This window comes from Chryseobacterium soldanellicola (assembly GCF_900100115.1).
GTDB lineage: Bacteria > Bacteroidota > Bacteroidia > Flavobacteriales > Weeksellaceae > Chryseobacterium > Chryseobacterium soldanellicola.
In genome coordinates this window covers 1-19,420 of sequence record NZ_FNKL01000004.1, presented here as the reverse complement: position 1 = coordinate 19,420, position 19,420 = coordinate 1, and the positions used below count along the sequence as shown (strand labels likewise).

At 36.8% G+C, this 19,420-nt stretch carries 17 protein-coding genes and 1 pseudogene; 7 read left to right on the top strand and 11 right to left on the bottom strand.

All coding sequences use genetic code 11. The annotated features are described in order from the left end of the window. Nucleotides 1–930: 930 nt before the first annotated feature. From BLT04_RS14170 to BLT04_RS14160, 3 genes are all read right to left on the bottom strand, one after another. Nucleotides 931–2,154 (bottom strand): cation:proton antiporter, encoded by a 1,224-nt coding sequence (locus BLT04_RS14170; RefSeq protein ID WP_317040697.1) that lies wholly within the window; start codon nt 2,152–2,154, stop codon nt 931–933. Nucleotides 2,155–2,231: 77 nt separating this feature from the next. Next, nucleotides 2,232–3,464 carry a DUF2254 domain-containing protein gene (locus BLT04_RS14165; RefSeq protein WP_089756463.1) on the bottom strand — a complete coding sequence of 411 codons (1,233 nt, stop codon included), beginning with the start codon at nt 3,462–3,464 and terminating at the stop codon, nt 2,232–2,234. Nucleotides 3,465–3,542: 78 nt separating this feature from the next. Continuing rightward, the gene (locus tag BLT04_RS14160; protein ID WP_228421961.1) at nt 3,543–4,097 is read right to left on the bottom strand and encodes a DUF421 domain-containing protein; all 555 of its coding nucleotides are present in this window, start codon (nt 4,095–4,097) and stop codon (nt 3,543–3,545) included. A gap of 273 nt (nt 4,098–4,370) precedes the next feature. Between BLT04_RS14160 and BLT04_RS14155 the strand changes: the two genes are divergently transcribed. The 6 genes from BLT04_RS14155 (at nt 4,371) to BLT04_RS14130 (ending at nt 10,700) form a co-directional block, all read left to right on the top strand. Continuing rightward, entirely contained in the window at nt 4,371–5,279 is a 909-nt protein-coding gene (locus BLT04_RS14155) for a universal stress protein (RefSeq protein WP_089756461.1), read from the top strand. A 10-nt stretch (nt 5,280–5,289) separates the two neighbouring features. Further along, complete coding sequence (locus BLT04_RS14150; protein WP_089756460.1) at nt 5,290–5,736, top strand: GNAT family N-acetyltransferase; 447 nt, start codon at nt 5,290–5,292, stop codon at nt 5,734–5,736. A 1-nt stretch (nt 5,737) separates the two neighbouring features. After that, nucleotides 5,738–6,853, top strand: coding sequence for an alanine racemase (locus BLT04_RS14145; protein WP_089756459.1), 1,116 nt, complete (start codon nt 5,738–5,740; stop codon nt 6,851–6,853). Between the two features lie 91 nt (nt 6,854–6,944). Then, entirely contained in the window at nt 6,945–7,796 is an 852-nt protein-coding gene (locus tag BLT04_RS14140; protein ID WP_139166251.1) for a helix-turn-helix domain-containing protein, read from the top strand. A gap of 203 nt (nt 7,797–7,999) precedes the next feature. After that, on the top strand, nt 8,000–8,572 hold the full coding sequence (locus tag BLT04_RS14135; RefSeq protein ID WP_089757285.1) for a hypothetical protein: 573 nt from the start codon (nt 8,000–8,002) through the stop codon (nt 8,570–8,572). A 7-nt stretch (nt 8,573–8,579) separates the two neighbouring features. Continuing rightward, a complete protein-coding gene (locus tag BLT04_RS14130) occupies nt 8,580–10,700 on the top strand; it encodes a cation:proton antiporter (protein ID WP_089756457.1) in 2,121 nt (706 codons plus the stop codon). A gap of 376 nt (nt 10,701–11,076) precedes the next feature. On the opposite strand, the gene BLT04_RS14125 is transcribed toward BLT04_RS14130, so the two are convergent. The 5 genes from BLT04_RS14125 to BLT04_RS14105 all read right to left on the bottom strand — a co-directional run bounded on the left by BLT04_RS14125 (nt 11,077) and on the right by BLT04_RS14105 (nt 15,481). Then, nucleotides 11,077–11,397 carry a hypothetical protein gene (locus BLT04_RS14125; RefSeq protein WP_185114306.1) on the bottom strand — a complete coding sequence of 107 codons (321 nt, stop codon included), beginning with the start codon at nt 11,395–11,397 and terminating at the stop codon, nt 11,077–11,079. Nucleotides 11,398–12,246: 849 nt separating this feature from the next. Then, nucleotides 12,247–12,477, bottom strand: coding sequence for a hypothetical protein (locus tag BLT04_RS14120; protein WP_089756456.1), 231 nt, complete (start codon nt 12,475–12,477; stop codon nt 12,247–12,249). Nucleotides 12,478–12,851: 374 nt separating this feature from the next. Then, nucleotides 12,852–13,763, bottom strand: a complete 912-nt coding sequence (locus BLT04_RS14115) for a helix-turn-helix domain-containing protein (protein WP_089756455.1) — start codon at nt 13,761–13,763, stop codon at nt 12,852–12,854. A 69-nt stretch (nt 13,764–13,832) separates the two neighbouring features. After that, nucleotides 13,833–14,570 (bottom strand): SDR family oxidoreductase, encoded by a 738-nt coding sequence (locus tag BLT04_RS14110; RefSeq protein WP_089756454.1) that lies wholly within the window; start codon nt 14,568–14,570, stop codon nt 13,833–13,835. Next, the gene (locus BLT04_RS14105; protein WP_089756453.1) at nt 14,567–15,481 is read right to left on the bottom strand and encodes an NmrA family NAD(P)-binding protein; all 915 of its coding nucleotides are present in this window, start codon (nt 15,479–15,481) and stop codon (nt 14,567–14,569) included. Before BLT04_RS14105 ends, BLT04_RS14110 begins: the two co-directional genes overlap by 4 nt. A 241-nt stretch (nt 15,482–15,722) precedes the next feature. Here BLT04_RS14105 and BLT04_RS14100 point away from each other — a divergent pair, with 241 nt between their 5' ends. Continuing rightward, nucleotides 15,723–15,977 carry a hypothetical protein gene (locus BLT04_RS14100; protein ID WP_089756452.1) on the top strand — a complete coding sequence of 85 codons (255 nt, stop codon included), beginning with the start codon at nt 15,723–15,725 and terminating at the stop codon, nt 15,975–15,977. Here the strand turns inward: BLT04_RS14100 and BLT04_RS14095 are convergent. The 3 genes and pseudogenes from BLT04_RS14095 to BLT04_RS14085 all read right to left on the bottom strand — a co-directional run. Beyond that, nucleotides 15,974–17,296: a gluconate:H+ symporter gene (locus BLT04_RS14095; protein ID WP_089756451.1), complete on the bottom strand. Its 1,323-nt coding sequence runs from the start codon at nt 17,294–17,296 to the stop codon at nt 15,974–15,976. The genes BLT04_RS14100 and BLT04_RS14095 overlap by 4 nt on opposite strands. A gap of 14 nt (nt 17,297–17,310) precedes the next feature. After that, nucleotides 17,311–18,846 (bottom strand): gluconokinase, encoded by a 1,536-nt coding sequence (locus tag BLT04_RS14090; protein WP_228421960.1) that lies wholly within the window; start codon nt 18,844–18,846, stop codon nt 17,311–17,313. Nucleotides 18,847–19,207: 361 nt separating this feature from the next. Continuing rightward, a pseudogene (locus tag BLT04_RS14085) lies at nt 19,208–19,420 on the bottom strand (peptidoglycan-binding protein LysM); the annotation flags it as partial.

Sequence of the window (19,420 nt, the reverse complement as noted above, 5' to 3'; positions counted from 1 at the left end):
TTACGACTTGAAGATTTTAATCACTTTGCCGCCAATTAAAACTTTAAGTTTATAAAGTGCTGCGGGGAGTGCAATCATCTGTATAGTGTCTTCGCTTGACTGATCATATTACCGGTGATGAATTTTCCAGTGCCGTCAAAGAGATCGTAGCGGTACCTATTATAATTTTTAAAATATAAAGTAAGGTTAAGGACATCCTGAGTCGGATTGGATAAATGTTTAGAGTTAAACTGATCTCAGCTATTTCGGTACCAAGTGTTTCGGTAATTTCGTAAGGCTGTTGTACAACTGCCGTAGCAATGTCTCAAAGGGGATGACCATGTTTAAAAGAAAATTTCCGGTCTATCTGTTACCAGTACACATCTGCGATATAATTACAATCTGTTAAATGGAGCGTCAGTTCTTCTTTTTTTGGCGCAGGGGATCCGGAAAAGAACCGGGAGCCACACGATAAAGTGAAAATCCTGTTGTTACATAAAAAATAGAGTACTAGATGCCAGTTTTTTTTGTCATTTTGGGCATCCACACCACACTGAAAATAGCAGCGTCGAGTATTACTAAAATAATTAGATATTGATCCATAGAGGACGTAAATTTATTATTGCTAAAAAGGATTTTGTGAATTACTATAATATTCAGTACGTTTAGGCGAAGCTGTAATACTCAAGCGGCTTGAGGTAAAATAACAAATATCCCACCACGGCTTATTTTGTTGTTTTTGAAATTAGAACTCCGATAGAACAATAATTAAAAATTATAATCAGTACCTATTCACGCCTTTATTTTTGTGCTAATAATGTAAAAATGATTAAAGATCAATGTCAGGGCTAATAAAATTGTTTTGCGGCGCTTACCTGATCTATATTTCGTATGGTGCTCTTCTTAACTTTGCCAATGCTCGCGACAAAGAAATATCCTTATCAAACCCTCCTATTTCAGCCTTTTGACTAATTTACCCAAGGTGAGTCCTTGAACAATTATAGAAAACAGAACAACGATATAGGTAACAGAAACGATCAGATTCCGCTCCATATTTGACGCCAGAGACAACGCCAATGCTATTGAAATGCCACCGCGAAGACCACCCCAAGTCATTATTAAGAAGGTTTTCTTGGGAAACTCGTAATTCAGCTTGAAAATATATGAAGGTGCGGCCAGAGAAATGAAACGGCTAAGGATGACAATGATTATAGCCAACAGCCCAACATACAAAAAAGATAATTCAAACGGAATCACCAATAGTTCCAAGCCGATCAGTACAAACAGAATAGCATTAAAAATCTCATCTACCATTTCCCAGAATTTATGAATATAGTCACTTGTTTCTTCTGACATAGCTTCGAGCGCACCCTTATTCCCTATGAATAATCCTGCCACGACCATGGCAAGTGGACCGGAAAAATGAAAAACCGGTGCAACTGAAATCCCACCCATGACCATGGCCAAGGTGATCAATACTTCGGTCTGATAGTGGTCTATTTTCTTTAACATTACAAAACCAACATATCCCAACAGAAGCCCCAATGAAATCCCGCCTACAATCTCTTCTGCGAGAAGGATCACAATATGAGAAGTGCTAACCTCATCAAAACCTTGACTCGCAATACTGAAAAGTGACAGAAATACCACGACACCTATCCCATCGTTAAACAATGACTCACCTGTAATCTTTGTTTCAATTGACTCCGAAATACCTGCTTTTTTCAAAATAGACAGTACAGCTATCGGATCTGTAGGTGAGATAAGTGCACCGAAAAGTAAGCAATAAATGAAATCTATCTGTTGGTAAAAAACCGGAAGCAAAAAGTAAACAGCGACGGCAACCAATACAGTTGAGATCAGAATACCGAACGTTGCATAAATGATGATTGCCCATTTTGCCCGGCGAAGTTTTTTCACATCTGTATGTAAAGCACCAGCGAAAAGCAGAAAGCCCAACATAAAGTCCAGTAGGAAACCTGAGAAATCTATCTGAAGTACCAAATTTTGCATAAACCCTCCCAAAGGAGAAATTGCACCAAGCATCAGGATAAATAAAGATAGAACCAATGCCAAAATCATCAGCCCGATGGTGGAAGGCAGTTTTAGAAATCGGATATTGAAGTAGGCTAATGCGGCCGACAATACGATAATTAGAGAGATCAGTTCCAGCATTCCCATAATTTTATTGTTTTTAAATTAATCTTTGTTTCAGCATTATTTATCATATGACAGTGCAATAAAAGCAGCACTTAGCTTGCGCTTAAATCCATTTTAAGTTTTACAGCTTCCACAACGGTCAGCAGTTCACTTACTTCTTTTATATTTTGCAACGTATGCAACTGCACAAGTATGTGATACATCTCGTTCACCAAAAGACGATCTCCTTTGCCATAGTCCCAGATGGGATAGACATAATCATTAAGAAGATCACTAAATGAACGTTCTTTCGTACGCACTCTTATGACTCCATTATCGTCCTTAATTTGATTTGACGGCATGTTTTTTAAGCGGAAGGCTAAGAGGTGACTTAACGACTGAAGACTCAAAACAGCAGTTCCCGGATCATTGATTCCCGGACTCAATGCCCTCACAGCTACTTCCATCAATTGTCTAAAACCATAATGGTAGGAAGAATCGATATTCTGACCTCGGTGGATATCTATCAGGCTATTAAGCTCACTTTGCACTTCAGCAGACATTTCCCTGTTGACGACCAAGAATGGTAAATCTTTTAAAATAAACGTCCCTACCGGGTAATTAAAAGATATTACCAAATCCTCTCTCTCACATATACTCAGTAGACCATCGCGCAAAAATCCCTGAAATATACCTGATTTGTAAGAATTGACCGACACCTGTTTTTCTGTAAACAATTCTGGACTGTAGTCAGAATCTTCTCTGGTACAAATCTCTTCTAATGATTGTTTTGTTGCATCATAGATCTGGTGAATAATGGTGTCATATTTTACTGATTGTGTGACGTAATGAAGGAAATATATAAATAAAAAAATATCGACTACAGTTAGTGCGATTAAAAAGTAGGTACTGATTGCAGGCACATAAATACCTGAATTAATATCCCTAATCGTACTTAGTAAAAAAAGCGCATAAACGATTGTCCCTATGTAAAAACCTAGTATGGTCTGCTGAAAAGGATTTCCTATAAGTTTGTCAAGAATACGATTGCTCATTTGGGAAGCTGCCTGATTTAGAAGGATCATGACCATACTGAAGCTGAAGACCGTGAGCGATATGACTCCCCCGGTAATCGTTGAAATAATAGTTCTTGCGGTGCTGGCATCTTTTAAGGTCAGCCAATGTGCATTACTCTTGATTGCTTTTCCCGTTTCAGAGAAATCAAACTGCACCATCAAAAATGAAAGCAGTAAAAAGCCAATTGCTACCGTTCCCGGAATAAACGCAATGCTTGTGGTAATATTTTTATATAAAATTCTCAGATTTTTCAATGCTTTTTTATTCATAATATAACTTGGATGACAATTGATTAATAACACTCTACCTTAGTATGGCAGAAATTATTTGTTGACAAAAAATGAAAATTAATCAATTCTTGTCACATTGTATAATGGAGAATCTACATCTGACAGAGAACCGGTTTTTACTACAGTCAGCTGGCCGTTTGATTCCATTACGACGGCTTCAACTTCCTGCAATGAGCTGATGTCATTTTTTCGCAATACAGAGCGTACTTCTCCTTCCGTCACACGTTCTTTTTTCAAAGCATCCCACAGAAATTCTCCTCTGTAGAATAAGAGCGTTGGATCTGAACTGATCAGCCTCGAAACTTTGGTTGACCGAAGGGATAGGTAAGCAAGAAGATATTGTAGAGAGATCAGCATCGCCAGTGCTAAAGTACCGTCTGCCAGCGAAACATCTTTACTCAGCACTACTGTGGCCAACGTTGAACCTAAAGCAACGGTAACAATAAAATCAAACTCTTTCATTTGAGATAATGTTCTTTTACCAGATATCCTGAGCATCAGTATCAGTGCAAAGAAAACTAACAAGCCTACAATAAAAGTTCTTACCAGGCTTTCCCAACTGCTAAAAAGACATTCTCTATCATAATTAATAAGATTTAAAAAATAGATCAATAGAACTATTTACTTTCATTATATCCCTTAAAACGTTTACGCTAATATTAAACCCGCAAACTTTGTGAAAGTAACCGCTCTCAAATTATCTTTTTTCAGAACGCATCTCACTAGCAGAAACAACAAAGTAGTTATCAAATATACAGTTTTCAGTTTCATTCATTCTACAAGCTTTTCTATAAATTATACCACTTTCACAGCATTTTCTAACATACATTATCATAAGCATTAGCGAAATTTGCAAATAATATACTGATGTAAATACCATTTCAAATGCATAATTCAATCAATACAATCCTTTTAACCACCGATTTCACAGAAAAATCGCAGAATGCATTGTTGATGGCACTAAATATTGCAGTAAGGCATCACTCACGTCTGATTGTACTGCACAATATTGATAATTTCTTTGTGATCGACAAGACCGGAAAACAATTATTGGGTGCCGATATTGTAAAAGACAATGTGCAAAGAGCCGAAAATGCGTTGCGCCAAATCGAAGTGTCTGTAAAGGCTCAGTATCCAACATTAATCATTGAAACCATGCTTAAAAATGATAGTCTGATACATGGCATTAACGAAGTCATCGAAGATCAGGATGTAGACCTGGTAGTCTGTGCTACATCCGGAAAACAAAACTTTGTTCAGGTCATTGTTGGTTCATTATCTTACGAGATCCTGACGGGTTCAAACACTTCCGTGCTTTTAGTTCCGGAAAATTGCAGAAAATATACATTTGAAAAAATACTTGTTCCGGTAAGGGTACTGGACGATTTTTCAGATAAGATAGATCTTTCTGTAACTATTGCCGAAAAGAATAAAGGTGTCATTAATCTTCTAGGGATAAGCGATCAGGAAGATGTCAGTAAAATTAAAAGTGCCTATCTGGAAGTCAAAAGGACACTTGAAGAAAGTTCGCAGGAATATAGATCTCAGTTTGTTATGACCGGCGAAAAGGCAATACAGATCTCAGAACATTCCAAGGATGATGAAGCAGACATTATCATTCTCAATTACCAGGATGAAAACAGCTGGAAATCATTTTTCCTGGAAAACTTCCTCAAACAAATAATCAACAATACGGATATTCCTTTATTTTTTCTAAAGAATAAATATCAAAAGAAGCAAAGCCCGTCAAATGCCAATGTCGGTTATGATATCACGCTTCCGCATCCGGGATAAAATCAATTCTATGATCACAATACAAAAATATTCAGAAAAAAATAAAATAGAAGAAAATCAGAAGGAAGAGATTGTAAAATTTCTCTTTGAACATCTGGAACAATATGGCGATCCACAAGGCGACATTGCTGCCGCAGTCAACTATTCCTTAGGCTATCAAAACAAAACGGGCGGAACCATTGTTACGGCAACAGACCAAAACAATCAAAGTCTTGTGGGAGCAGTAGTCTTGAACAAAACCGGAATGGGCGGTTATATCCCTGAAAACATACTTGTTTACATCGCAACCGATAAGAAATTGCGCGGACAGGGAATCGGCAAACTTCTAATGCAAAACGCCATTGACTCTTGCGAGGGAGACATTGCCCTACATTGCGAACCGGAAAATCCCGCCATGCAGCTTTACAAAAAATTAGGTTTTACCACCAAATATCTTGAAATGCGATTAAAAAAATAAAATGTCATACATCACTCTCAATTCAAATAAACTAAAATATAATTACCATTATCTTGATCAGCTTTTTGCAGAACACCACATCGAATGGGCGGTAGTGGCCAAGCTATTGTGTGGAAACGAGAAATTTCTGGAATGTCTGCTCGAATTTTCTGATAAGGAGATCTGTGACTCCAGACTGACCAATCTGAAGCACATCAAAAAAATATCACCCGAAACACAAACTGTCTATATAAAACCGCCAGCTAAACGATTGGCAAAAAGCATTGTAAAATATGCCGATGTCAGTTTCAACAGTGAAATTGAAACCATCAAAGCACTTTCGAAAGAAGCCGTGTTGCAAAACAAGATACACAAGATTGTTATCATGGTAGAGATGGGTGAATTGCGGGAAGGCATTATGGTCAGGGATCTCTCCCGTTTTTTCGGTAAAGTGAAAAAATTTCCAAACATCGATGTTGTCGGGATCGGAACCAATCTTAATTGCCTGAATGGTATTTTACCGGATGAGAAAAAGTTGATGAAGCTCCATAGTTTTAAAGAGATCATCGAAGAATCACATCAAGCAAGAATACCTTTCATCTCCGCAGGATCATCGGTCACCATCCCTTTGATATTTCAGAATAAGATCCATTCCGGAATCAATCATTTCAGAATTGGAGAGTCTTTATTTTTTGGAACGGATGTCTATAACGATTCTATCATCAGCGGGATGTACCAGGATGTTTTCAAACTCACCGCCGAGATCATTGAAATTGCAGAAAAGCCAATGATACCTGCAGGTGACGCGGGAACTAATCTTACCGGCGAAACACCGCAACACGATATAGCAAAAAAAGGAAAAACATCTGTGAGAGCTATTGTTGACGTGGGTGTGCTGGATATTGACCACAAACACATTGAACCAATGACGCAGGATGTCAAGATCATAGGTGCAAGTTCGGATATGATGATCCTCGATCTCTCGGATAACCTAAATAATTTGAAAGTTGGTGATACTGTAGATTTTAGCATGAGTTATCTGGCTGTTTTACGGGCGATGAATTCCGAATATGTTGACAAGTTGATCGATCACAAAATCCATCCTGCAGAACTTAAGATTTTAGAAAATATAAATTAACTGTAGTTTACTCTTGCCCTAAAATCGCAATTGAATTAATATCCATATATTTGATTATAAATAGAAGAATCTGATTCCAAACATACTTTCTTTGACATTAGGCAGGCTCGACATATACTCAGAAACGAGGAATGAATTTCTGATGATGCCTTTTTCTGCTTTTAATGGTAAATTAAAGTCAGGGTTGCATTATAAAAATAAATTTTATGCCGTCTTGCTTTTCGAAAATGCAGATGGCTCCATCATCATAGATAACCGGGAATTCCAGTTGAAATCACACACTTTTTTTTTCATCAACTATAATCAGGTCTACTACTTCAAAGACCAACAATCTATTGAGGGTGAAGTCATTTTATTTACCAAATCATTTTACAACCACGTTTATACAGGTAATAAAATGATCAAAAGCGACACTGCTCTTCATAACGTTCCACCTTTTATTTCATTAAAACCTGAAAACATATCAGATATTAAGCAGACATTAAAGGAACTTAGGAGCGAATATCAATCTCACCAACAATCCAGAAAAGAGATCCTATGCCTGCTCCTTAAAGTTTTTGTACTGAAATATATTAGAAATTCATCCAAAAAAGACCTTATCAACCGATCTGTAGATCATAAGAAGAAATTGGTAGATGATTTCAATGATCTTGTAAACCTGCATTACAAGGAATTGAAAACCACTTCAAAATATGCAGAGAAATTAAATATAAATTCCAGCTATCTCAATACGTTGGTAAAGGAAATCCTCGATATAACAGCTGGGCAGGTCATCAAAAACCGAATTATCCTGGAAGCAGAAAGATTGTTGCTTCACAGCTCCCTTTCAATCATTGAGATTTCGTATGAATTGGGCTTCAATGATAATTCTCATTTTGGAAAGTATTTTAAATCTGTCAGGGGTGTATCTCCAAATAATTTCCGGAAAGTCCAATTAAAATAATTGATTACACTAAGTTACACATCTTTATTCAATTGATATTATACTGCGCAAACGTTAAAATCAATTCCCGAAATTGTGATCACAAAGATTTATAAGCGTTTCAAAAATCAATAAAACCAGTGATTATAGAACTGAAAATTAAATCAAATGCATTATGTAATGTCAGCCATATTTCTTATATTACTAAAACCAAAATCGATATCATGTCAAAAAAATATCCACTTATACTTCTTTGTTTGTTTATATTTTGCCTGAATTGTTCGGATAAAGCAAAAGAACAGCAGATCGCCAAGCGTGAACTCCAGCTGCTGGATAAAGAAAAATCATTTGCTGAAAAAGAATCCGATTATCAATCCTTGTTAAGGATGAGAGACAGTATTCTAAGTAGGAAAACAGATTCTGTAAAATTGATCAAGGAATGGCCGCCAGAAGTCTTGGGGACATGGACCGGAACAGTAATCTGCACAGAATCAAACTGCACTGATTATGTGATAGGTGATCAACGGGTTGATAACTGGGAGTTTGATAATGATTCCACGCCGCTGGTTTGTAAAATTATAAATAATAATAAATTGGTCAGATTATACTCTGGCAAATATGAAAACGGCGAGGTACACCTGCAGTATAAAACAGATTCTTCAGCCGATAAGAGCGTTGAAATGAATGTTGTTCTCAATGAAATTTCGTCTACCAGAATAAAAGGGACCAGAACCGTCACGATTGATAATGAATGCCTGACGAAGTTTAACGTGGAATTGACAAGACCTTCAAAATAAAACACCTATGATTTTAAGCTTACAACACCTAAATCTTCCGTTTGAAGATCCTGTCCTTAAGTTTTTTTTGGTTCTGGTCATTATTCTCGCTGCACCGATTTTACTGAATAAAATCAAGGTTCCCCATCTGCTCGGACTGATTATTGCCGGTGCTGTTATCGGCCCAAATGGGTTTAATGTATTGACCAGAGACAGCAGCATCGTTGTTACAGGAACTACGGGACTTCTTTACATTATGTTTCTAGCAGGTCTGGAAATAGATCTTGGAGACTTTAAGAAAAACAAGTGGAAAAGTTTAGGCTATGGAGCTTATGCTTTTATCTTTCCTTTTATCCTCGGATTTATAGGGTCCTACTTTCTTTTAGGTTTTTCCGTACTTACTTCCGTACTTTTTGCAAGTCTATTTTCTTCACAGACATTGATAACGTATCCGTTAATCAGTAAAATGGGCATCGCAAAAAACCAAGCCGTAAATATTACCGTAGGTGGAACAATGCTTACTGACGTGGCAACTCTTCTAGTACTTGCAGTAGTCGTGGGCATGGTGACAGGTGAGGTGAATATGGCGTTCTGGATTAAGCTCGCAGGGTCTTTTGCTATTTTCGCACTGATTGTCCTATTGGTATTTCCAATCTTAGGAAGATGGTTTTTCAAAAAAGTTAATGATAAAATTTCACAATACATATTCGTATTGGTTATGATATATCTGGCTGCTTTGTTAGCAGAATTAGCCGGCGTAGAAGCCATCATAGGAGCATTTTTTGCTGGTCTGGCTTTAAACAGACTAATACCGCATAGTTCTTCATTGATGAACCGTGTTGAATTTGTCGGTAATGCTATCTTTATACCTTTTTTCTTGATCAGTGTAGGAATGCTGATCGATTTTAAAGTTTTTTTCAACAGCTTCGATACTCTGATAGTCGCAGGGATCATGATCGTTGCATCAATAGGAGGGAAATACATTTCTGCTGTGATCACTCAGAAAACATTTCGGTTTACAAAAGATGAAGGTAAACTGATTTTCGGACTGAGTTCTGCTTCCGCAGCTGCTACATTAGCGACTGTGATCGTAGGATACAATATTATCATCTCTGAAACTGAGAGCGGCGAACCTGTACGATTACTGAACGAACATGTACTGAATGGAAGCATTTTATTAATCCTTGTCTCATGTACGATATCGTCTTTTATTACCATGTCAGCTGGACAGAAGATTGTAGAAAGCAGCAACGAAGATACGGTTTCGGGTAACAATCATGAAGAAGAAAATATTCTCTTGGCTATTAACTACGAAGAAACTGTTGAAAAAATGGTTAATCTCGGAATTTTGATCAAGGCGCATTCGAATACTCAGGATTTTTTTGCTCTTAATGTTATTAATGAAGATAAGAATGAATCCTCAGTTAAAAATGCCGAAAAGTTGCTACATCAGGCAAAATATACAGCAGCAGCGGCAGATGTAACACTTCAGGCCTTAAAAAGGTATGACAATGATGTGATCAATGGAATTAATAATGTGATCAAAGAGCACAATATCACTGATTTAATGATCGGTTTGGAAGATGAAAAAGGGTTTTCCACTTCATTTGCACAAAATCTTTATAATGGTTACCTACAGAACGATAATGTAAACATCTTCATCTATCATGCTGTCCAGCCTCTATCTACTATAAAAAAATACGCAGTGATAATTCCTAAAAATGCGCAAAAGGAAGCAGGTTTTTTTCACTCACTGGTCAGAGTATGGAATATTGCCAAAAATTCTGGAGCAAAAATGGTTTTTTATGCTCCTGAAAATACCACTAATCTTTTGCAGCGCATCATAAAAAAATCCAATATCGAAGCAGAATTTATAATGATACACACCTGGGAAGACAGCGAAGAAATGGCTTCAGGCATTAAAGATGACGAAGGGTTGATCATTTTTATGGCCAAAAGAGGAATGCATTCCTATATTCCACGGATGAGAATGATCCCTGAATTACTTAACAGAAGTTTACTCAATAAAAATTATCTGTTGATCTTCCCTTTCTCAGAATACGAAAATAGTAATATTGAAAAACGAAATGTTTCCAATCATGATGATTTTATAGAAATAGGAAATGTAATTAAAAAAATATTTAAGTAAAATTATAGAACATTCCGTAGCCCTCAAAGTTAGAGGTAAAATGATAAGGCAGCAAGATAATCAACATTGATAAGTAACTTTTCTGAATCAGTTTATCATAATCATAAAGTTCAAAAATGGCTTTCACAAAATATGAAAAAGCAACATCAGCCTGATTATAGCAAGAAATGCTTGATAATAAATGTTGTATTATCTTATTTTGAATGTTTTAGGGGAGACATCATCAATCGAAAATGCCATATAATCACTAAATCTTCTTATAACTAATTAAGATTAGCTATCCAATCCGGAATTATATTGAATGGTTTTTAAAATATTTGTCTTTTTTAAGTGAACCGAAATCCGATTGGTTGAAACCTGGATTAAAGTATTAAGTCTACTGAGAATTATTGTCGCTGCTTATAAACATTTCGTTTGACTCTTCAGCAACTATCTTAAGGAACCGGTCATAGTGTTTTAGAACATCGCTTATTAATTCATTTTTGGTAAAGTACTGAACATCGTATCCTTCCCGTGAATCACCAAAATATGTTTTAGGAAAATAAGTCAAGTTACTGTCCAAATCAGGTAAGTTTTCATCGTCCACCATATAATCAGAAACAATTCTTTTCTGCCCTATCACGCCATAGATAAAATTATTGACCACATCATAATGGATCTCTAAATAGATCCTTAAATCTTCCGGTATATATAACAAAAAAATCTTCGAATACAACTTAAATAAAAACTCTGCATCTTCTCTTTCTAAATCATATTAAATATATTTAAAATTTTATCAATATCTTCTAATAATTGGTTTGAATAGAGTCCTGTTATGTTCACAAGACCGACATTTGAAGTTTTTCACTTCTTTGTCGGTTTTTTTATTTCCTAATCCGTTGTTATACTGATGGATATATTGGGTAATAATATTCATTTTAGGTATTTGAAAACTTTTTCCGGCAAATTCGACTTTTTGGGGAAATATCAAAACCCTATTGTTCTTTTTGTTGAAAGATCTCCCTGGGGATAAAGGTTTGCAAGGTTTTCCATTGAATCGAGTGCATTTTCTATTTTTGTTCTGATCAAGTTCTTTGCTTTCTGATACAATATGCTGAAGCTCCAATTCTAACTGTTCGATTTGGGTCTTTGTGAGCATTTTTCGAAACAGAAGAAATAAGGGAATTACTGAAATTTACAAAACTGTATACCATAGAAAAGATCATTTGCCACTTTTAAAATTCCTTCACACTATATCAATGGCTTCCAACTGTCATCTTCGGTGGTTCCATAGGAATTGAGGCTTCTACCGTTGCAGCAACTGCACCATAGGATAAGGGTATTATTAAATTTAAAGCCACTAAAATAGAGGTGGCTTTAAATTATTTAGCTTTTATTGTTTTAAAAATTTCTAAGAATTTATTTTTATTTTCATTACTTAAATCATTAGTAACCATGGTAAATTTATTTTTATGTACATCTATACTATCAAAATAAATCCCAATTAGACCTCTATTTTTTTTTCTTTGGTAACATTATTTGAGCTATATTTTATTGATTTAACTTGTTAATAAATTTCTTTTTCTTCTGTAATTGAATAGTCTTCTACAAAAGGTTTGTAATAGCCACCTAAATAACAAGAACCAATACGCTTGTTTTTATAAAAAATATTATAAGTTTCAGAATCTATACTACTGGATTTTTTTAATTGAAAATCCGATGGCATTTGAAAACTCATATTTCCTATATTCTTTTTTTCAAGAGAACATTTGTTTTCCTTAGTTTCACAAGAAAACATAATAAAAATGGTTAATAAAAAAATATATGATCGCATAATTATTTAGTATTACGTCTATTAAATTCAGTCATTGCTTTGTATACGCTTTTAAAATTAGGATCATTGCCTGATATAGACGCCTTACCATTGAAACTGCTGATATTTTTTAGAAAAGTAGAAAGGTATAGCACATTTTACTCAGACAATTTTACAGATATCTATTGAATTTCTATCATTCAATTTCCTGAACAAATTTCCCGGTTTATGTTGAAATGTAGGCATATATTACCATATTTTTTCAAATATTCTTTAAATTAATCAATTAGAATCTGATAACAAATCATCATTTTAGAAATGATAACACCTATTGTATTGATTTATATTCAGGAATTACCCTAATTAAATGACTTTCTGAATTCCAAAGGGGTCTGATTGGTCTTGCTTTTGAATAAGCGGGTAAAAGACTGCGGATATTCGAAACCCATATGATAGGCAATTTCAGATACCGACATATCAGTGATTGATAATATTTCCTTTGCGGTTTCAATGAATCTGTTGTGAATGTGCTGCTGCGTGTTAAGTCCTGTCAAAGAACGCAGCATATCACTCAGGTAGCTTGCCGAGACATTTAGCTGATCGGCCAGGTGCTGCACCGTCGGCATTCCGTTCTGCAATTCCTCATCATTATTAAAATAATGGTCCAGAATTTTGTCAAACTTCTCAATGAGATGATCATTGACTGCCTTGTACGTGATAAATTGTCGTTTATAATACCTCCTGCTGTAATTCAGAAGCAGTTCTAGCTGCGAGATGACAACATCCTGGCTAAAGTCATCTGTTCTGCTTTTAAGCTCCTCATCAATAATCTTAAATACTGAAAATAAGGTCTCCTTTTCTTTTTCTGACACCTGCAATGCCTCGTCCGTTGAATAGGAAAAAAAGCCGTATTGCTTGATCTTCTTTGCCAATGGATAGGAAAGCAAAAAATCAGGGTGCAGCAGAATGATGAACCCTTTACTTTTATTATTCTTCGGCTTTTCAAAAACCTGTCCCGGAGCAGTAAATACCAGACCTCCTTCACCAAAATCATATTGATGCTGGCCATATTTAGCTCTGCCGATAGTATCTTTGTAGGCTATTTTATAAAAGTCCAATATCATATTTTCCGATAGTCCTTCTGCTGGTAGGGTCATATCTTCCAGACGGATAAAACTGACCAATGGATGTTCAGGTTTTGCTAATCCGAACATCTTATGGAATTCAGATACCGACTGAAATTTATGCAGATAATTTTGATTGCTTTTCATTTTTATATCTCAATAATCAACACCTGAATAAAACTTTTCAGGTGTTGTAGTGTAAAAATAGTGAATTAATTACCAAGGTGTTTCACCTGTTTCGGAATTATATTCTTCACTGATGAATTTTCCAGTCGGCCCGTCCTGGGTGATCATTGCATACTTTGCTATTCTTTGTCCACCCTCTTCCACCGTTCCGGTACCCCTGTGATTATTAAAATCCGTAGCAACGAATCCCGGACATACCGCATTGACTTTAAAGGCTGTATCGCGAAGTTCGTATGCGAGATTGATGGTATACATATTCATAGCAGCCTTTGAAGCAGTATAAACGGCGGCTTTGTGACTGTAATAAATCCATTCTGGATCGGAATGCAGCGTGAGCGAGCAGCCACTGGAAGAGACATTGACAATTCTTGGCTGTTCGGATTTTTTAAGGAGATCCATAAATGCCTGGGTCATTCTGATAACACCGTACAGATTGGTATCCATAACTTTTTGAAAAGATTCTACCGGCGCTTCCAGAGCAGCTTGTGGCATCCCACCGTTTATTCCTGCGTTATTGATGAGTACATCCAGTATATCGGTCTGTTTTCCGATCTCTTTTCTTGCTTCTTCTATGGAAGTAATGTCAGAAACATCCAACCGGATTGCGTGGATATTTTCGAAACCTGCTTTTTTTAATTGTTGTACTGCAGATTCGCCGTTGTCGATATTCCGGCTTCCGATAAAGACAAAATATCCGTTTTCTAAAAGTTGTTTAGCCGTTTCAAATCCTATTCCTTTGTTGGCTCCTGTTATGAATGCTGTTTTCATTTTAATTTATTTTCTTTATAGATGTAAGCAAATTCTTTTGCGAAATCTTCTAATTTCACTTTTCCTAATATTGGCTTGTTGGCATAAAAATCTTCATATAGACTACCGTCCCCCTGCGCTTTCTGCATGGCAACCATTCCTTTAGCGATCCATTCATTGACACCGGCAGATAACATTTGATTTAATAATTCCTCACCCGGAATTACTTTCCATTCCAAATCTGGCTTACCTATTATTTTTCCTAAAGTATTGACAATTTCTTCAGGAGAAACCTCATCGCTTGCGATATAATGAACTGTCCTTCCTCTGAAGGGCTTTTCCATTTCTTCTGCAATAGTCGCTGCAATGTCATAAGGTGAAACCCAAGGCTCCTTGTGTGATCCACCATAGCTCTGAATAATTTTTCCCTGAGACTCTATGGTCGGAAGCCAGCGATAAATATTGCTGAAGAACCCTACAGGCCGCATAAATTTGATCGCAATATCTTTGGGAAGTGTCTGTAAAATCTGCTCAACATTATAATGCACCAAAAGACTTCCGTTGCCTTTATCAGAATGTGCCCCGATACTGCTTAAGTGGATGATTTTTTTGACACCTGACCGTTGGACTGCTTTTACATAATTTTGGCCAATATTTTTAAATTCTGCTAAGAAGTCAATCTCTTTATCGAAAAGGCTTCCGATACCTTCCCAGGCTTCCATTAAATATACCGCATCAGCATCTTTAAAGGTTTCCGTTAAAAATTCTACATCTTTAATACTTCCTACAGCTGCAACAGCGCCCAGATTTTCAATTTCAGAAGCTCTTTCTTCTTTACTGCTGATGACCTTAATCTCGTGTCCCCGCTCAACCAATAATTGGGTAAGGGGTTTTCCGATGTTCCCTAGAGAACCTGTTAATACTATTTTCATTATCTTGATTTATAAGTACAAAGTTGCGCTAAACATTACTCATAGAATGAACAGAATCGGGGCAACACTTAACCAAAATGCGAAACGGCTTTTTAGTTAAGTTAATTTCTAATTCATTAAAATCGATTTCGGCTGGAGGAAGCGAAATATTTACTGAACTGTATCTATCATTTGCTACAATTCTGTACTGCACATGATATTGTATAACTATTTAATTTTGCTTGAAAAATAAAATTAAATAATGGATATAATTTCGAAATTTACGGTTGCTTCAGAACAAGGAATTGATCTTCTTTGCGAGCTTAAAGAGCTGCAATTAAGAGAAATGTATAAAGGGCAAATAGAGCCGGAAAAACTGAATGAGCTAATCGAGAGCGAACTTAATCGTAGAGCAGCAATAAACGAATTAAATGACCTCAGCGCACAAATGGTGTCTTTCTGTGACACGTCACATGCACACTGGAAATCCGTCGGCAATAGAAACATTGATTATTAAATTCCCAGCCATTGTAATGCTAACACGCCAGCTAATCCAGTAATGGACACTAGGGTTTCCATAAGTGTCCAAGAGCGAAACGTATCCTTTATACTAACTCCAAAATAAGATTTAAACATCCAAAAACCTGGATCATTAACATGTGAGAACATCAGACTGCCTGCACCGGTTGCCAGCACCATTAATTCCGGAGTAACCCCGCCAGCCTGTACTATAGGCAGCATAATACCTGCCGCCGTAAGCCCGGCAACGCTAGCTGAACCTATAACCAGGCGAATAATCCCTGCGATAGACCACGCAAGTACCAGCGGCGAAAGACTGAGATTGTTTGTCAAACTTGCTATATAGTTAGCTACACCACTATCCACTAATATCTGCTTGAAAACGCCTGATGCTGCAATAATAAAAAGGATCATAGTTATACCACGGAAGGCTTCTTCCACACTTTCCGACTGTTGCTTTAAGCTTTTACCTTGCCGAATGCCCATCGTGTACATAGCCAATAGTGATGCAACCATTAAAGCAATAACAGGATCCCCTAAAAACTTTAGGGCTATCAGCCAAAATGACCCTTCCGGCAGTATCAAATAAGAAAAAGAACCCAACGCTATCAGCAATACTGGAAACAGGCCTGTGAACAGACTAATTCCAAACCCCGGAAGTATTATTTCATCATCATGACGTTTTTGAGGAAAAAATTCTGGGGGTGGGTTAGTTGCGATGCCTTTAAGCGTTCGTCCAAATAAAAGCCCGCCAATAAGGATTGCAGGAATCGCCACTATAATACCATAGACCATCGTCAAGCCTATGTTAGCTTTAAAGGTAAGCGCTATGGCCATAGCGCCAGGGTGGGGAGGCAGATAACCATGCGTTACGGATAGCGCTGCCAATAGTGGAATGGCTACATACAGCATAGGCAATTTGTTAGACGCACAAACCATAAAAACAAATGGCACCAATACGATAAATCCAACATTGTAAAATAACGGTATGCCTACCAAAAAGCCCGTAAGCACCATTGCCCACGGTAAATTCTTTTTGCCAAATACCGCTGTCAATACCGTTGTAATACGTTCTGCAGCACCGCCTTCTGTCATCAATTTTCCAAGAACTGATCCGAAGGCCAGTAAAAGTCCTAATTGTCCCATAGTACTACTTGCTCCTGTCTCAACAGATTTAAGGATTTCCACAACGCTCATTCGCATGGCAAAGCCCACGGTGATAGATGTTATAAGCAAGGAAAATACAGTGTTTAGTCTGATTACAGTTACTAAAATGAGTAGCATAACCACCCCAAATATGATAATTAATAAAGGCATAGCGATTGATATAATTAAAACTCGTCTTCTAGTTTATGATAAAGTCGTTGAAATTGTTCAAAATTTCTCAAATAGACCGCATGATTTTCCCCACTTGGCATATAAAATTTTTCAGCATTATCTGCCATATCCGATTGCTTACACTCAATTCCTAATGCTTCCATACCTATTAGTGCCGCTCCCCATGCAGAGCTTTCTACTGTGTTTTTGATGAAAACAGGCTTGTTAAAAATATCTGCTAACATTTGAACCAGATTCTGAGAACGTGCTAAACCGCCACTTGCATATATTTTGTGAATTGGACCAGTGTTTTCCTCCAACGCAATTCCAACGCTATAGATTGCGAACAGCATGCCCTCCATCATTGCACGAGCGAAGTGGGCCTTGGTGTGTTGCAACTGTATTCCAAAATAAACGCCTTTTGCATTGGAATTCCAGTGAGGAGCACGTTCACCGGTTAAATAGGGCAAAAAAATCAAGCCTTCTGATCCAGGATCGATGGAATCTATCATTTCATTTAATAAAACGTCAGGATCTTTATCCTGTATATTTTCAACCAATTCGTATGAGAAAGTATCTCTAAACCAGTTCCGTAAAATACCCCCATTATTAACAGCTCCTCCAATTATATATTCATTCGGCCTAAGGAGATAGCTAAATAAACGCTGCTTTTTCTCCGGGTTTGGCAGAGGATTGGTTACCCGTATAGCTCCGCTGGTACCAACAGTTACAGAAGCCACTCCCGGTTTCACAGCTCCAACTCCCAAATTGGCCAGACAACCATCGCTACCGCCAATAACAAATAAAGTATCTTCGGGGATATGCATAGAGACTGCGATGCCTGGATCGAGCAATCTTGAAACATGATCAACAGGTACAGGCGTCGATAGTTGTTCGGCAGAGATTCCCGCTACATTCAATGCTAAGTCCGACCATACTAATTGGTGTATGTCAAATAGTCCCGTAGCCGATGCAATGGAATGGTCAACCAGATAGACACCAAAGAGCCGGTAAAAAAGAAATTCCTTAATACCAATGAATTTATGCGATTGAACGAACACTTTTTCATCATAGGACCTTATCCACATTAATTTGCAAAGCACAGACATGGGATGAATGGGCGTTCCAGTCTGTTGATATAATAGTGATCCTTTTTCATTGGCCTTCAATTCAACAGCTATATCTTCACTTCTCCGGTCAGCCCAAATGATACAATTTGTGAGTGGCTTGCCCAATTTGTCAACAGCTATTAATCCGTGCATGGCACTACTAACCGAAATACACATAGGTTGTAGCATCTTATTAAGGTCCTGTAATTCAATCATCACACGCGCAATAGAATCTATACACGCTCTATAAATAACTTCAGGATCCTGTTCGTAATGTCCTTCCAAAGGATTCAGTATAGGATAAGATATACTATGTATTGCCAAAACGTTGCCTTCAAGGTCAAATGCAACGGCTTTTGTAGATGAAGTACCAATGTCTAATCCTATTATCATAATTATAATCGTTTTGTGAGGTAATTGTTTTAAATATACAAAAGTCATGCAATATGTTAACAATCATTATAAAAGACAAAACATAAATTTAAATATATTCATTATATAACTTTTATAACTAATATATTTAATTAGATCGCGCTGTATTAAGCACTCCAAATATTCAGTAATTTAATCGTTTTTTGGATTTGATAACTTGAAAAAATATAAAACGGCTTAATAAATTTACTGAATGTTTATCATGATATATTAATTAGATTTAAATGTCAAAAACATAGATTCTACCTTACTGTTGACAGACACTTTTTTGAATTTTCTCTAGATCGGTATCAATACATACAAAATCAAAGGCCTCCTGTAGGAAGCCTTCGAAACACCAAATCACAAAATATTAATATGAAAAATTTATTTATAAAGCTGTTGCAGTATAAGTTACTGTCTGCGTATAAGTTCCGGCTGGTTTACCTAAAATATCAGAAGAAGATGATTTCGCCGCTGGAATCGTGTAGTCTAAATTAAGTGTTAATGCGCTTCCAAGCGGAGCGTTTGCTACTAAAGTCTGATCCGTTGCAGATAAAACGACAGGTGTTTTTGTTCCGCCCATTGTTCCGGCAGCTGTAGC

Bases quoted from the DNA above. Each gene is read 5' to 3' on its own strand.
- BLT04_RS14090 (WP_228421960.1), bottom strand. From the start codon at position 18,846: ATGACTTTTGTATATTTAAAACAATTACCTCACAAAACGATTATAATT.
- BLT04_RS14120 (WP_089756456.1), bottom strand. From the start codon at position 12,477: ATGTTTTCTTGTGAAACTAAGGAAAACAAATGTTCTCTTGAAAAAAAG.
- BLT04_RS14105 (WP_089756453.1), bottom strand. From the start codon at position 15,481: ATGAAAATAGTATTAACAGGTTCTCTAGGGAACATCGGAAAACCCCTT.
- BLT04_RS14095 (WP_089756451.1), bottom strand. From the start codon at position 17,296: ATGCCTTTATTAATTATCATATTTGGGGTGGTTATGCTACTCATTTTA.
- BLT04_RS14100 (WP_089756452.1), top strand. From the start codon at position 15,723: ATGGATATAATTTCGAAATTTACGGTTGCTTCAGAACAAGGAATTGAT.
- BLT04_RS14155 (WP_089756461.1), top strand. From the start codon at position 4,371: ATGCATAATTCAATCAATACAATCCTTTTAACCACCGATTTCACAGAA.
- BLT04_RS14170 (WP_317040697.1), bottom strand. From the start codon at position 2,154: ATGCTGGAACTGATCTCTCTAATTATCGTATTGTCGGCCGCATTAGCC.
- BLT04_RS14145 (WP_089756459.1), top strand. From the start codon at position 5,738: ATGTCATACATCACTCTCAATTCAAATAAACTAAAATATAATTACCAT.
- BLT04_RS14135 (WP_089757285.1), top strand. From the start codon at position 8,000: ATGTCAAAAAAATATCCACTTATACTTCTTTGTTTGTTTATATTTTGC.
- BLT04_RS14150 (WP_089756460.1), top strand. From the start codon at position 5,290: ATGATCACAATACAAAAATATTCAGAAAAAAATAAAATAGAAGAAAAT.
- BLT04_RS14130 (WP_089756457.1), top strand. From the start codon at position 8,580: ATGATTTTAAGCTTACAACACCTAAATCTTCCGTTTGAAGATCCTGTC.
- BLT04_RS14110 (WP_089756454.1), bottom strand. From the start codon at position 14,570: ATGAAAACAGCATTCATAACAGGAGCCAACAAAGGAATAGGATTTGAA.
- BLT04_RS14165 (WP_089756463.1), bottom strand. From the start codon at position 3,464: ATGAATAAAAAAGCATTGAAAAATCTGAGAATTTTATATAAAAATATT.
- BLT04_RS14115 (WP_089756455.1), bottom strand. From the start codon at position 13,763: ATGAAAAGCAATCAAAATTATCTGCATAAATTTCAGTCGGTATCTGAA.